9 protein-coding genes are annotated in these 15237 nt (G+C 38.6%); all 9 read left to right on the forward strand.

Annotated elements, in window-relative coordinates; genetic code table 11:
* Positions 1-9: 9 nt before the first annotated feature.
* The 9 genes from ACFPIK_RS00720 (at position 10) to ACFPIK_RS00760 (ending at position 14980) form a co-directional block, all read left to right on the forward strand.
* Positions 10-1047 (forward strand): glycosyltransferase family 47 protein, encoded by a 1038-nt coding sequence (locus ACFPIK_RS00720; RefSeq protein ID WP_377911182.1) that lies wholly within the window; start codon positions 10-12, stop codon positions 1045-1047.
* A gap of 39 nt (positions 1048-1086) precedes the next feature.
* Entirely contained in the window at positions 1087-2040 is a 954-nt protein-coding gene (locus tag ACFPIK_RS00725; RefSeq protein ID WP_377911184.1) for a hypothetical protein, read from the forward strand.
* A 25-nt stretch (positions 2041-2065) separates the two neighbouring features.
* The gene (locus tag ACFPIK_RS00730) at positions 2066-3109 is read left to right on the forward strand and encodes an N-acetylneuraminate synthase family protein (RefSeq protein ID WP_377911186.1); all 1044 of its coding nucleotides are present in this window, start codon (positions 2066-2068) and stop codon (positions 3107-3109) included.
* A complete protein-coding gene (gene neuC / locus ACFPIK_RS00735; protein WP_377911188.1) occupies positions 3096-4232 on the forward strand; it encodes a UDP-N-acetylglucosamine 2-epimerase in 1137 nt (378 codons plus the stop codon). The genes ACFPIK_RS00730 and neuC overlap by 14 nt, the downstream gene beginning before the upstream one ends.
* A 136-nt stretch (positions 4233-4368) precedes the next feature.
* Positions 4369-11460 carry a PKD domain-containing protein gene (locus ACFPIK_RS00740; protein ID WP_377911190.1) on the forward strand — a complete coding sequence of 2364 codons (7092 nt, stop codon included), beginning with the start codon at positions 4369-4371 and terminating at the stop codon, positions 11458-11460.
* Between the two features lie 35 nt (positions 11461-11495).
* Positions 11496-12482 carry a Gfo/Idh/MocA family protein gene (locus ACFPIK_RS00745; protein ID WP_377911192.1) on the forward strand — a complete coding sequence of 329 codons (987 nt, stop codon included), beginning with the start codon at positions 11496-11498 and terminating at the stop codon, positions 12480-12482.
* On the forward strand, positions 12479-13180 hold the full coding sequence (locus tag ACFPIK_RS00750; protein WP_377911194.1) for an acylneuraminate cytidylyltransferase family protein: 702 nt from the start codon (positions 12479-12481) through the stop codon (positions 13178-13180). Before ACFPIK_RS00745 ends, ACFPIK_RS00750 begins: the two co-directional genes overlap by 4 nt.
* A gap of 14 nt (positions 13181-13194) precedes the next feature.
* The gene (locus ACFPIK_RS00755) at positions 13195-14007 is read left to right on the forward strand and encodes an SDR family oxidoreductase (RefSeq protein ID WP_377911196.1); all 813 of its coding nucleotides are present in this window, start codon (positions 13195-13197) and stop codon (positions 14005-14007) included.
* Between the two features lie 184 nt (positions 14008-14191).
* Complete coding sequence (locus ACFPIK_RS00760; protein ID WP_377911198.1) at positions 14192-14980, forward strand: MraY family glycosyltransferase; 789 nt, start codon at positions 14192-14194, stop codon at positions 14978-14980.
* The last annotated feature ends 257 nt before the right edge of the window (positions 14981-15237 follow it).

Here is a 15237-nt window from a genome sequence, read left to right on the forward strand (position 1 = left end):
TATAGAGTAATGGTAAAGTTGTTTATTCCAAAGTTTGACTTTAAAAATCAGCTATTGTTTGAGATTTTTGAATATTCTGAAAAAGGGGATTTTTTGATTTCTAAAACAGCTGAAAATTTATTCGTTTGTGTAGAGAATTATGAAGATTCAGATTGGATAATCATTCCAGTTTTTATAACTTCTTTGTCCTCCGCATCTGGAAAAGAATACATTAAAAATGCAGCTAAATTAGCTCAATCCTTGAATAAGCCATTTGGAGTTTTTTCAAACTCAGATTTAATAATTAATCCGGGTGTTGAAAATGTTTTTGTCTTTACCCCAGGCGCATATTCTACCTATTCCAATCTAATTGAAATACCTGCGACCCTTCCTTATGATCCTGTCCAAAAATGGAAGCAAGGTAATTGGTTACCATGGGATCCATCCGGCCCTTTAATTGGTTTTTGTGGTCAAGCAACAATCAATCCCATCAAAATGCTTAAGGATGCTTTGAAAATTTCAAAGTTAAGACAAGAATTAAAAAAAGGGGGGTCTCCTTACCTTACTGTACCCAATTTTCTTCCTGCATGGGAAAGGGCAAGAATATTGAAAAAGCTTCAAGCTACAGATTTAAGGACTGATTTCATCCTTAGATCAAGGTATAAAGCAGGAGCCAGCAGTCTAGACGAAAAGGAGAAAGTAGAAGAAGACTTTTATCAAAATATTGATAAAAGTCTTTTCACCGTGTGCGTGAGAGGGATGGGCAACTATTCTGTTAGGTTTTATCAAACATTAGCGATGGGAAGAATTCCAATATTGATCGATACAGACTCAGTTTTACCATTTAGTTCTGAGATTCCCTATGACCAATTTATCCTTAAGGTATCTTTTCAGGATAGATTTAACTTAAAACCCATAATTGAATCTTTTGTAAAATCAAAAACTGAAGATGAACTCATATCAATTCAAAAACTGGCAAGAGAGTGCTGGATTCAGCATTTTCAAACAAAAGGGATGATCAAAGACCTAGAGAAACAGATGAGAAAATTGGCTGTGGAAATGCAATAATTTAAAACTTGAGATTGAATAAACATAAACATACTTTTAATGCCAAAGATTAATGTATTGAATATACCTAATTACTATTGTTCCTATTATCATTTCGGTTTGGAACAACTTGCTGACCTAAGGTATACCCCAAACCAGGAATTTGCTCACCTAAACAATAAGCCTTTTTTAGTTATTGAATATCAGGGGAAAATAGCTGTGATTGAAAATGATGACCCTATTGGAGTTGATAAAAAATCCTATGATGCATGTGATTTGTATTTTGCAACCAATAAACTTTTAGCAAGAGAAGATTACAATTGGTCCAAAGTAAATTCCATCTACCCTCATTATTCCATCAATAATTGCTGGGAATATTTGAGACTTTTTGGTGTAAATGGAGCGCTAAATATTGGAGCCAAAGAATTTCTGCGACAATGGTACATTCTTTATCGAAGGCCAGATTTTATCAATATGGGAAGAAGACATCTGGAAGGGAATTATGTGTTTTTTGCGGGGAGTATCTGGAAAAAGGAACCTTGGGCAAATCAAATACGAGCTGATTTTGTAATAGCCTGTCAATCAAATCCTTTGATAAATTTTGAAGGAGGGATGAATCCTAGATCTGATGGTGATTTATGTGGTCTTCCTTTATCCGTTATGGATAAAAGATATACTCCGGGAGATTTTGCTGAAAAATCCTCTCGATCTGTCATTGGATTTAGCAATCCGGCAGTTTTGGATGCTGTAAGTTGGCGTCTGGCAGAATATTGGAATTACAGCTGCTTTGTATTGGGATTTCCATTTAAAATAGATATGCCAACTCTACCAGAACATGGAAAGCACATGCATTATGTTCAGGATTCTGCTGAATTCACTGAAGTGTTGACTTTTGTAATGAAAAATTCATCCTATCGAGAAAAAGTATCCCAGGGAGGGAAGGATTTCTTTGAGTCAAACTGTCTTCCAAAAATTCAGGCCAAACGAATCTTGGACCTTCTTGAAAATTCCTAACTCAAAAAATAATTTAATATACTCTATGAATCACCCATCATTTTCTATAGCTGGAAGAATGGTCGGCTATGACTATCCACCCTTGGTAATTGCAGAAATTGGAATTAATCATGAAGGTTCTCTTGAGGTAGCTAAAGCTATGGTCGATGCCGCACACCGTGCAGGTGCAGAAGTGGTTAAGCACCAAACCCACATCGTCGAAGATGAAATGTCCGGTGCTGCCAAAAAGACCATTCCCGGGAATGCAAAAGTTTCCATTTACGAGATCATGGAACGATGTGCCTTAAATGAATCTGATGAATTGGCTCTTAAAAATTATGTAGAGAGTAAGGGGATGATTTTCATTTCAACTCCTTTCTCAAGAGCAGCAGCAGACAGATTGATTAAGTGGGATGTTCCGGCATTCAAAATCGGTTCCGGTGAATGTAATAATTACCCACTACTAGAGCACATTGCGGATTTTGGCAAGCCAATTATTATGAGTACCGGTATGAATACCATTGAAAGTATTCGTAAAGCAGTAGCAATTTTCGAGCAGCGAGGAGTTCCGTATGCGCTTTTGCATACAACTAATTTGTACCCAACCCCTGATCATTTGGTAAGGCTGGGCGCGATGGTAGAAGTTCAAGAAAATTTCCCTAATGCGGTTGTGGGCTTAAGTGATCATACACTCACCAATCACGCTTGTTTTGGTGCTGTCGCACTGGGAGCTTCTATTTTGGAACGACATTTTACAGACCATATGGACAGACCCGGTCCAGACATAATCTGCTCAATGGACGAAAAGGCCTGCAAAGAATTGATTGAAGGATCACGTCTGCTACAACTCCAAAGGGGTGGAAGAAAGGGGCCTGCTGAGGAAGAAAAAGTGACCATAGACTTTGCTTTTGCAACAATTTGTACGATTCAATCCATCAAAGCAGGAGAGCTGTTTACTAAAGAAAACATTTGGGTAAAACGGCCTGGTAAAGGAGGCATCTTAGCAGAGCATTATTCAGAAGTTTTGGGGAGAGTGGCAAAGACTGACTTAGAATCTGACGTTCAATTGCTTTGGAATGACATTGAATAAGAAAAAGATAATTTTTTTGACAGGAACAAGGGCTGACTTTGGCAAACTGAAGTCCTTGATAGAAATCACCAGAAATCATCCTGATTTTGAGGTGCATATTTTTGTGACAGGTATGCACCTGCTAGAACAATATGGGTATACTTTTTTGGAGGTTCAAAAATGTGGGTATCAAAATCTTCATGCATTTAAAAACCATACCGATGAACGTACAATGGACCTAAGTCTAGCCAAAACCATTGAAGGTTTCTCAGCTTTTGTAAAGCAGGTTAGTCCAGATCTAATTGTAGTGCATGGTGATCGAATCGAAGCGATGGCAGGAGCGATAGTAGGAGCATTGAATAATGTCCTAGTGGCACATATAGAAGGGGGTGAGGTGTCAGGTACAATTGACGAACTCATAAGGCACTCTGTTTCGAAATTGGCTCATATTCACTTTGTTTCTAATCAAAAGGCCAAAGATCGATTGATACAGATGGGAGAGTTGGCAGATTCTGTATTCGTAATCGGTTCACCCGATGTAGATCTGATGCTGTCTTCTAATTTGCCAGCAATTGAGCAAGTGAAATCCTATTATGAAATAGAGTTTGAAACTTTCGGGGTAGCCATGTTCCATCCTGTTACTACAGAATATGATCGCATGGATCACTATGCAAAGGAGTTTGTAGAAGCGCTTTTGGAATCCGAAAAAGAATACGTAGTCATATTTCCGAACAATGATTTGGGAAGTAAATTCATATTGAAGGAATATGAAAAACTTTCGAATCACCCCAAATTCAGAATTTTTCCTTCTATCCGATTCGAGTACTTTTTGACTCTGTTGAAATATGCCCGATTTATGGTTGGTAATTCTAGTGCCGGCATCCGTGAGGCTCCTTATTATGGTATACCCGTAGTCAACATTGGAACTCGACAAAAAAACAGGGCCCTGCATCAGGATATCCTAAATTGTGGATACTCAAAACAAGAGATTTCGGATGCTATAAAGATTGCCTGTTCTAGTAGTTTCTCCAAAGAAGATCTTTTTGGGGAAGGGAATAGTGATCAACTCTTTTTGAAATCACTGGTATCGTGTGAATTTTGGGATATAGACAAGCAAAAGCAGTTTAAGGATTTAGTTTATTGAAATGATTGATTTTCAAATTATTAAATAAAATAAACCCTATGATTCATTCCAAAATGATGATTTTTCATTTCATAACCCTCATTATTTTATTTTAGGTACGATATATGAGGTGTTTAAAGATTGATTACCCTAAATCTTGCAGTTTCTCTGGCATATAGGTATGAGGAAAAAATCTACCCCTCCAAGTGAACGATTAGCATTCTGCCAAAAAGCAATTCTATCATTGCTTTTAGGTTTGTTTATTTTTTCTTATGGAAGTTCGCAGACTGTGATTATTCCAAGAGATGGATTCCCTTATTGCGAGCCGTTTACCAAATCCTCTACTCGTGCCAATACCGTTTTTGATGGAACTCCTAATAAAGCATTTTTAACTGCAGCTACAGGTTTGGACGTAGAAGGTGACGGCTTTTTGCAACTAACTGATAATTCAACCGACCAAAGAGGATATGTGTTTATTGACCTTCCTTTTTCATCAGCCTATGGAATAAAGGTTTCTTTTGAATATTTTGCCTATGGTGGTATAAATCCTCCAGCATATGCCGATGGAATTTCATTTTTCATGTTTGATGGAAACATTGGTCCATCTACTTTTCAGATTGGTGGTTTGGGAGGATCATTAGGTTACGCACCATGGAGAAGGAATGCCAATACCACTTTAATTCCTGACCAACCGGGCTTGAAGGGAGGTTATATTGGAATAGGGTTTGATGCTTTTCGAAATTGGGGGAATGAATATGAAGGGAGATTTGGTGGATTTAAAAACTCAAGCTCCTTAATGTTTGGTCCTGTTCCTGATGAGCGTCAATATTATAATTCAATAGCCATTAGAGGACCCGAATCTTCCAACTATAAATTCATTGATGGAAAAAGGACATACAGCAGAAGCTTCTTAAATGAAGAGCAAGTTGCAGTCTATTCAGATCCGATTAATTCGATTTATTACCTATTTGATGGACTTGATCCCTTAGATTATTTGGCCCGAAGATTCAAAATAGGATCAGTAAACAAAGCTGAAGAATGCTCACAGGACGGCTATAGAAAGGTTTTCATAGATTTGGCCCCTACAGGTGGAGGCAACTACCTCTTGACTGTGGACATGTTGGTAAATAACGGAGGGACACTTAGACTAGAAAATATTTTTAATAAGGTTCCATATAATTTTCCAGCTCCGAAAAATTTAAAAATTGGTTTTGCAGCCTCAACAGGTACTCCAAATACCAATTTTCATCAAATTAGAAATGTAACTGCAGAGGTCTCAGATTATTTGAGTATTCCAATACCTGAGGTTGAAAATCTTTCCGCTGAGGTTTGTGAAGGAGATGCTAACCTTTTTGAATTTGATGTAAATCTAAAAAGCGAAAACTCTTTTGTAAGATGTGTTCAGCTTTTTGAATCGAACCCAGGTCCTCCCAACAATTCAGCTCCAACAGGTGGTAATCCTTCCTTAACTAATTGTGGGTTATCCAATGTTTGTATTGAAAGATGTAACCCCTTAAATAATAGCAAGTATATTCCAGGAAAAGGTACTTTCACCGTTGAATTAGCAGAATTAAACAGCGGAAATTTTGATGATGAACGTTTTTCCGCCAGCGTCCGATTTGTTCCAGACCCTGGCTTTGTAGGAACTGCTCAGGTGTATTACCAAGTATTGGATAATTATGGTTTGCTGTCCTTTGCCAAGACCATCACGGTAACTTCCAATCCTGATCCTATAAAAATTCAAGATCCTACTATTGTTAACCCATCTTGTAATGGACAAAATGATGGGCAGATTTCAAGTTTGATTGTGGGTGACCTAGTGAATGGCTTTGATTACGAATGGATTTATAATGGAGTATCGCAAGGCAAAAGTAATGCTACAGTTACTTCTCTTACCGCAGATGGTAAGGCAACCTTCTCCCTCTCAAATATCAATATTGGAACCTATACATTGAAGGTTTGGAATCCTTCTGACAACGGAAGATGCGAATTTTCATTTTCTGTTCCGATTACTCAAGAAAAAGGAACTCCAGTAGAAGTTGAAGTAAATGATAAAGTGATTTGTGAAGGGCAAGTAGTAGATTTTAATCCAGTGATTAATCCTGCTTTTGGGAATGATTCTGGGGCAAAATTCTTTTGGTACACCTCTGCCAACCGAGTTGGTGGACCCATAACCAATGGTTCTACCAGAGTAATAGATGGAAAAACAATTTCATTTAAAATTACAAATGATAGGGTTATTGAAATAAGTGGTCTTACACCAAATGGATCTACCCCAAAAAGCTACCAGTTTTTTGTTGAGGCCCAATCGGCCTCTAACCCCAGCGGGAATTTTTGCCCTTATATAGGGGATGTTTTGGCTGTAGCTAAAGTGACAGTCTTTCCTCCAATTAATTTTACAGCCACAAAAGTCTCTGACGACTGGTGTCTCGATGGTGGAGGGAGAATTAGTGCAACCGTTTCAAACCCTTCTAGCCCTATTTCCTATACTTTGCTTAATGGTACTGGTAATGTAGTTTCTACCAATACTACCGGTCAATTTCCCGGTTTGTCAAAGGGAACTTATGAGGTATTTGCTACATCCTCCAATCCTTCCTGTACATCTGTTTCTATACCATTGACCATAGATGGTCCAAATTCTGATTTATCTCTTGTTTTTGGTTCTGTACAAAACTCATTTTGTAATCTTCCTAATGGAGTTTTTGATTTCACTTTATCTGGAGGAAATCTACCTTACACGATAAAAGTTGATGGCAGCTCCATTTCTTCCCTTACACCTGCCGGGAATTTATATACCATTACAAATCTTTCTTCTGGTAGTCATACATTAGAAATTATAGATGCAAAAGGATGTGTAGAATTACGTCAATTTCAAATCAATGCTGATCCTCTTCCATCATTTAACACTACAAGTGATGAAATTTGTGTAGGTGAAGATGCGGTTATCGAGCCAGTGATTGTCAATCAATCATCTTCTACTCCCGTATTTTCATGGTATGCCTCTGACGGTGCTGGTGGCTATCTACCCATTACTAATTCTTCCACTTTTAATGGTGCAAAATTTAGCATTAATCCTTCTACCTCAGTACTGACTGTATCTGGTCTTGCCGCTTCTGCTACTCCGTACACCTATTATCTTCAAGTAACTGGTTCTAAGACTTGTAATAGTGCTTATTTACCTGCCCAGATTAAGGTAAATGCCGGTCCTGCTTTAAGTCCTCCGTCCTTGAAAATGGTCGAATGTTTCGGACAGTCAACAGGAGCAATTCAAGCAGCAGTCACTGCGGGGAATCTAACTGATTTTCAATTTTCACTGACTGGCAATAATGGTGTGAATATCCCATTTACATCCAATAGCGGACTATTTCAGAATCTTTTAGCAGGAATATATACCCTATCAATCAAAAATTCAAGTGGCTGTATTACCTCCATTTCGGCAATAGAAATAACTCAACCAGCCGAACTAAAGATCGGTTCAAAGGATGTTTCAGATGCAACTTGCGGCGAAAATAATGGCACTTGGACTGTTGAAGTCACTGGAGGGACACTCAAACCTGGAGATAATTATCAACTGACTTTTGATGGACAGCCTGTAGCAGGGCTTGGAGCAAATTTCATAACCAATAGCCCCGGAAACTATACTGTCAAAGGAATCTCACCCGGAACTCATACCATCGATGTAAAGGACTCGAATAATTGCTCGATATCGATTAGCCAACTGTTTTTAGCTCGACCTGTACCCAAATTCGAGACTGAGGATTTGGTTATTTGTGAAGGACAAACAGGGGTGTTAATTCCACAAATAGTCGATCAAGCAGGTTCAACGCCAACTTTTTCTTGGTCGTTAGAGGATCCATCAAAACCAGGATCTTTTATAACAATTAATTCAGGTGATAAAATAGGAAGTGTTACTTACACGATTTCAAATGGACAGTTGACTGTAGAAGGATTGGCTCCACAAGCTGCTCCTTATATATATTATTTATCAGTTTCTGGAAATTTGGTTTGTCCTGCTAGCCCAATTCCAGCTGAAATTAAGGTTGTAAAAAATCCGGAGGCGACGTTTGAAATAGAAAAAGTATCATGTTTTGGAGCAAGTGATGGTGCTATTCGACTTTTAAGCAGTACTCCCTCAACTGATTTAACGTATACTTTAGTAGAAAAAGAGCAATCAAATTCAACGGGTATTTTTTCTGGATTACAAGCAGGTTCATACACCATAGCCGTTAAAAATCTTTCAGGATGTGAGATTACAGTTCCTTTGGAGGTGCCTCAACCAACAGCGGCAATTCAAATAAATAAACCTGATATTTTAAGAAGCTCTTGTGATTTAGAAAATGGCAGCATAGAGAACCTTGTTATTTCAGGAGGTTGGGGTAATTATACAGTCACATGGAAGAAAGGATCCCTTACTGGTACCGCTATTACTGGCTCAGCAACCGAAGTTAAAAACCTAGGTCCAGGTATCTATTATTTAATCATTAAAGATGAGGAGGGATGTGAGGTTTCCTTCTCCTTCGTAATTGAGGAATCTTCTGATCCTGAATATGCGTTAGTACCACCCATCAATGTATGTTTGGGTCAGGTAGTTTCTATCCGTCCAGTACACCTGGCACCTAATCCCAACCTTCCGCCGGCAGCTCCTACAGAAGTTCAATGGTATACAGGACCAGGTAAAACAGGATTGATTTCAAATGGGGCAGATCCTTCGACGCCTTCAATATCCTACACTATAGATGATACCGATTGGCTTAATCCTAAGCTGGAAGTAACCGGATTGCCAGTAGGGGTTCATGATTTTTATTTCTATGTCGTGTGTACGGGTAAAGAATCCAAAATTGAGGTAACGGTCTATGAAGTTCCTAAAGTGGAGCTTGAACTCACGCCGATTACTTGTTTTGGTAATACAAATGGAAAGGTTAAAATCACTTCAGGAGCCCTGCCTGTATATACTTATACTGTTAATGGGGGCGCGACACTCAGTCAAACAGCATTTGAGGCGCTGAATTTGGGAGCAGGTGTGTATAATCTGGAAGTGAACACTCCTGCGGGCTGTGTCCAAAAGACGACATTTGAGGTATTGGGACCAAGTGCAGCCTTGTCCTCTACGACGATGACCAAGGTAGATCCTGGCTGTAATGCTCCAAACGGAAAACTTGAATTTACTCTGAATGGCGGATGGCTTCCATACACGTTAGAAGTGATTAAAAACGGAACAAGTCTAGGCACGCAGACGACAAGTGCTAGCGCGGTAGTTCTGAATGGCTATACTTCGGGAGTGTACCAGGTGAAAGTAAGCGATGCAAGAGGGTGTACGATTACAACCAATACGGTAACCCTAGTGGACGGGCCATCTCAGATAGCCGTTCAAGATGCTGAGATATGCGTTGGAGGGACGGCGGTGCTTACTCCGACGATTGATCCTGTGGCACCAGGAGCGGTATTCAATTGGTATTTGGATGCGGGCTTGACTCAAAAGATCAACAGTAGTGCAACTCCTGCTGCTGATGGCAGGGTTTATCTGATAGAAGGCACAGGAGTTTTGTCTATAAGTAACTTACCGGCAAGAGTTGCTCCATATGTATACTATGTGAAGGCTACAGGTCCCGGCGTCTGCACTGGTTTTGTGGAAAGAGTTGAAGTGAAGGTCTTTGATCTTCCTCTAGTATCTTCTGTAATCAAAAACGAGGTTTGTTTTGGTGATGGTGGTGAGATTACCGTTCTGGCAACAGGAGGATCGGGAAATTATTCTTACAGTTTAAATGGAGGTCCATTCGGGACGACTAATACTCTCAAGGTTCCAATTGGTAATTATCAGGTTGAAGTTCGGACAAAAGAGGGGTGTGCTGTGATCCTTAGTGGATTATTGGTTTCTGGACCTACCTCCTCCTTGACTGCGACTGATTTGCAGCAAGATTCTCCTACTTGTGGTCAAAGCAATGGCGCGGTTAGATTTCAAATTTTGGGAGGCTATTCTCCTTACACTGTCTCATGGATGAAAGATGGGGTAATTTCGGGTTCCCAAAATGTGGCTGGACCTGGTCAGGCAACAGTCAGTAATCTGGGTGTTGGAAATTACACTTTTCAGGTTAGAGATAATTCAGGTTGTTTGGTAGGTCTTCCAAATAGTTTCACTTTAGTAGAGGTGCCTACCGTGATTTCAATTTCAGATGATAAAATTTGTGAAGGAGAGTTAGCAGAATTGATTCCTAGTCTCCCTCAAAATATTACAAACCCAATTTATTCTTGGTCATTTGATGCTGGAGGTAATTCGAAAATTTCAGATGGAATGACCCTCGATGGAGCAAGATTTAATATAAGTTCATCTGGAGTTCTAACAATTGAAGGATTAAAGGGTACGGCAAATCCATATAAATACTACATAACAGCCAGTGGAAATGGAATTTGCAATGTTTCTCCTAAAGAAGTTAAAGTTCAAGTTTTTAGCTATCCTAATTTGAGGGTTTCCAATCCTTCAGTGGTTTGCGATCCAAAAGGAACAGTTGACCTTACTGATTATATTGAGGGTTTTAATCCATCAATTTATGATTACTCAGTATTGAGTCCTTCAGGTGGCTCAATGCAACTCAATGAATTGGAGAATGTTTCATTTTCAGGAGACTATAGAGTAAGCAGCTCAATCAAAGGTTCGGGCTGTTGGAATCAACCTCTGCGAATTCGAGTATTGATCGCTGATGAATTGTTGAAAGCTGAATTCAATTATGAAGTGGACTTGGGCAATGGTATTTTAATACCCAATGCCGAAGTTCAAATTCAAGAAAATGTACAATTCTATGATTTTAGCCTCGGCAAAGCTATCATATGGAATTGGGATTTTGGAGATGGCAAAACTAGTACAGCCCAAAACCCTACTCACCAATATCAGAACAAAGGCACGTACACAGTTTCTCTTCAGGTGATTGATTCACTTGGTTGTATTTCTACCTTTGAGCGATTGATAGTAGTGTCTGACGATTATAGAATTATGGTGCCAAATGCATTTACTCCTGAAGGGGTAAAAAATAAGACTTTCAAACCATACACCAGAGGTATAGCGTCAATGGAATTTTATATTTTCAACACTTGGGGGGAATTGCTTTATAAGTCTGAATCTTTGGAAGACCAAGGATGGGACGGAATGCATAATGGAAAACCTGCACAAAATGGAAACTACGTCTATCGTGGGAAATTTACCAGTCGATCAGGCGAAATTTCTGAGAGATCAGGGGTCTTTGTATTGATTCGATAGGCCATTTTCAAACAATACCTTCAATAATTTTCTAAATGTTTAAAATTATAGTAATTGGAATAGGGTCTATTGGTAAACGACATGTTTCAAATCTCATTAGACTTGGTTATAAAAATTTAACACTTATAACTTCCAAGCCTACCTTAGGATCAGAATACGAAGGTTTTTTTTCGAGCAAGAGTTTATCTGAATTAATGCCTGATCATGACTATTCCCATGCAATAATTTGTTCACCCACAGCAAGTCATGTAGCTGATTTAAAAGCTTGCATTGAATTAGGTGTTAGACATATTTATCTTGAAAAACCGGTAAGCCATACCCTTGAAGGAATAGATGAAATTCACAACCTGATTTTAAAAAATAAGGTGAGGATTCAAGTTGGATTTGATTTGCATTTCGATCCTGGTCTTACCAAAGCCAAGGAAATTTTAGAATCAGGAATTCTAGGCAAAATCTATTCTGCAAATGCATTTGTAGGTCAATACTTACCTGACTGGAGGCCACATGAAAATTACAAATTGGGAATGAGTGCTTCAAAAGCTAAAGGGGGGGGAGTAATGCTGGATTTGGTTCATGAATTTGACTACATCAGGTGGCTCATGGGGATTCCAGAATTGATATTTTCAAGTTACCAACACAATGATGCTCTTGGAATAGAAACAGAGGATCTGGCTGATGTATTGATCCGGCATAAAAACGGAGCAAACTCATCGATTCACTTGGATTATCACCAAAGAAAGCTTATTCGTTTCTGTTTATTTACCGGAGAAAATGGCACCTTACACTGGGACTTAGCAGAAAGAAATCTAAAGTTAATTTCTAAAGGCGCCCATGTTGAATCATTTGATTTTTCATCCTTTGAACGTAATGATAGGTATTTGGAGATCATGAGAGCATTTTTGGAAAATCCGTTAGATCCAAGACTTACCTCTTTTGAGGAAGCCATTGTGAGCCTAAAAATGGTTTTGGCTTCAAAAATAGCTAGCGAAAAAAAATCTGTTATTGAATTTGCAAATATATGATTCTTGGTACCATTTGTTGTAGAGGAGGCTCAAAGGGAGTTCCTGGTAAAAATTTGAAGCTACTAAATGGGGTACCGCTCATAGGCCACACTATTTTGCAAGCCCAAAAATCATCCTTAATTGATCACTTGATCATTTCTACGGATTCATTGGAAATTTCTTCAATTGCCAAAAGCTATGGGGCCGACGTTCCGTTCATTCGGCCAGAAAATCTCGCTACAGATACTGCAAGTAAATGGCCAGTATTCATCCATGCGCTTGAGCATATAGAAGCTAAATGGAAGACAAAAGTTGATTTTTTGGTAGACATGGATGTTACTGTTCCTCTGAAAACAACTGCTGACATTGATGAAGCAATTAAATTGGCAATTTCAAGGCCAGATGTAGACGTGGTGATCACCGGATATGAACCCGAGCGTAATCCTTATTTCAATATGATGGAAATAACGGAAGAAGGGTACGCTCAAATTGTAAAAAAATCTGTAAAACCAATTGTTAGGAGACAAGATGCTCCAATGGTCTATAGTTTGAGCCCGGCAGCCTATGTGGTAAGAAGAGAAGCACTATACAAATATGAGCATTGGTCAAAAGCAAATTGCCTAATTTCACCCATGCCACGGGAAAGAGCAATTGATATTGATTCTGAGTTTGATTTCAGCTTAATAGAATATATCCTTAACTATCAAAAAAATAAGTAATCAAGTTTTAGCCCATGAACAATAATTCTATTTCTCCCTTATTTGATCTTTCTGGGAAAGTTGCCTTAGTTACAGGAGGGGCAGGTCTCCTAGCTTCAGAACATGCAATAGCCTTGGCAGACCATGGAGCAATTGTAATTTTAGCGGATAAAAATTTGGAGAAATGTAACCAAGCGGTTCATGAATTAGCTTCCAAAGATTATAATAAAATTGAAGGATTTGAACTCGATGTAACCAGTAAAGATTCGTGGGAGATGGTCAAAAATCACCTTATAGATCGATATGGAAAAATAGATGTTTTAATTAATAATGCTGGATATACCAACCAAAGTAAATCAAAAAATTTTGACGCAGGATTTGAGGATTTTCCCCTTGAAGATTGGACCAATATTATGAATGTTAATCTTACGGGCTGTTTTTTGGGTTGTCAGGTGATTGGTAAACAAATGCTTAATCAGTCAAAGGGAGCCATAATTAACATTGCATCACTGTATGGTGTGGTCAGCCCCAACCATAAAATTTATCCAGGTACCGGAATTTCCCAACCTGTAGCCTATTCGGTAAGTAAGCATGGAGTTGTTTCGCTGACCAAATACTTAGCTACTTTATGGGCAGAAAAAGGAGTGAGAGTGAATGCCCTCACACCAGGAGGGATTTGGAATGGTCATAGTGGCTTGTTTCTAGAGAGATTTCAACAGCTGAATCCAATAGGTAGAATGAGCGATAAAACAGAGCTGAGAGGTGGGATTGTTTACCTTGCCTCAGATGCAAGCAGTCATGTCATTGGTCATAATCTTATCATTGACGGAGGATGGACGGCCTGGTAATTTTTTTCAAATGATTCTTTCACAGCTGATTGTCTTTCTTGCTTTGCTATTGGTAGCTTTAGTTTACTACCGATTAGCAATAAAATTTGGGATAATTGACAGTCCAAATCATCGTAGTTCTCATATTAATCCAACTGTAAGGGGAGGGGGGATAATCTTTCCAATTGCGGGTATCTTTTGGTGGATGGCCTCTGACTTCCTTCATACCTGGATGGTACTTGGTTTGGTTTGGATTTCTGCCATCAGCCTAATGGATGACATGTATACCCTGTCTCGAAAACTTAGATTTGGAATTCAGTTTTTAGCAATTTCCATGTCCTTCTATGATCTAGGAGTCTTTGAACAGAAGCCTTTTTGGACACTTCCAATCTTGTTTTTCATCGCACTAGGGATCATTAATGCAATCAATTTTATGGATGGCATAAATGGGATTACAGGATTGTATTCATTGGTGTTTTTTGGCTCTATTTTGGCCATAAATAGATTCATGCCCATTTTTGAGGCCAGCCTTATTCAATACATTATCTTGTCTATTTTAGTTTTTTTGATTTTTAACCTACGTAGAAAAGCATTGATGTTTGCAGGTGACATTGGTAGCATTTCTATGGCTTATTTTGTGATTTACTTTTTGGTCAAATGGTATTTGGCAAGTAATGACTGGACCATTATTCTTTTTTTATTGGTTTATGGAGTAGACTCCTTTCTCACCTTAGGGCAAAGATTGCTTCGGGGAGAAAATGTGGCCCTACCTCATCGATCTCACCTTTATCAACTTTTAGTCAATCAATTAAAAAAAGATCATGTGGTAATTTCTATTGCATTTGCCTCCGTTCAGTTTCTATTGAATTTCTTTCTGTTTATTTACCCTCAGTCTTTTCCAAGCCCAATGATTGCAAGCATAGTACTGATAGTCTCTGCCATGGTATACTTGCTGATTAAAAAACCTTTACAAAAGAAATTCAACCTGATCTAAATCAAACCTTCTTTATTCCTAAAGAAAAAAGCCCTCTAGAATCCAGAGGGCTTTTTTGATTGGCTTTAGCCTGATTTAAAACTTAACACTGTCTCAAAGTTCATGGAATTTATTGCTCAAGTAAATACCCTATATAGGGTATTTTTTGAATATTTTAATTATTTAGGTGTTCAAAATTAAGCGGGCTAAGACTTTTGAAGTTCTTGGTAAGATTTCTGAAGAAAGTCAGAGGGCCCTTTTATTCCTTACCCTTTTTA

Source organism: Algoriphagus aquatilis, from assembly GCF_042657405.1.
In the GTDB taxonomy this organism is placed as follows: Bacteria; Bacteroidota; Bacteroidia; order Cytophagales; family Cyclobacteriaceae; genus Algoriphagus; species Algoriphagus aquatilis.

Excerpts from the sequence above, each read along its gene's own strand:
- ACFPIK_RS00720 (WP_377911182.1), top strand. The coding sequence starts at position 10 with ATGGTAAAGTTGTTTATTCCAAAGTTTGACTTTAAAAATCAGCTATTG.
- ACFPIK_RS00725 (WP_377911184.1), top strand. The coding sequence starts at position 1,087 with ATGCCAAAGATTAATGTATTGAATATACCTAATTACTATTGTTCCTAT.
- ACFPIK_RS00730 (WP_377911186.1), top strand. The coding sequence starts at position 2,066 with ATGAATCACCCATCATTTTCTATAGCTGGAAGAATGGTCGGCTATGAC.
- neuC (WP_377911188.1), top strand. The coding sequence starts at position 3,096 with ATGACATTGAATAAGAAAAAGATAATTTTTTTGACAGGAACAAGGGCT.
- ACFPIK_RS00745 (WP_377911192.1), top strand. The coding sequence starts at position 11,496 with ATGTTTAAAATTATAGTAATTGGAATAGGGTCTATTGGTAAACGACAT.
- ACFPIK_RS00750 (WP_377911194.1), top strand. The coding sequence starts at position 12,479 with ATGATTCTTGGTACCATTTGTTGTAGAGGAGGCTCAAAGGGAGTTCCT.
- ACFPIK_RS00755 (WP_377911196.1), top strand. The coding sequence starts at position 13,195 with ATGAACAATAATTCTATTTCTCCCTTATTTGATCTTTCTGGGAAAGTT.
- ACFPIK_RS00760 (WP_377911198.1), top strand. The coding sequence starts at position 14,192 with ATGGCCTCTGACTTCCTTCATACCTGGATGGTACTTGGTTTGGTTTGG.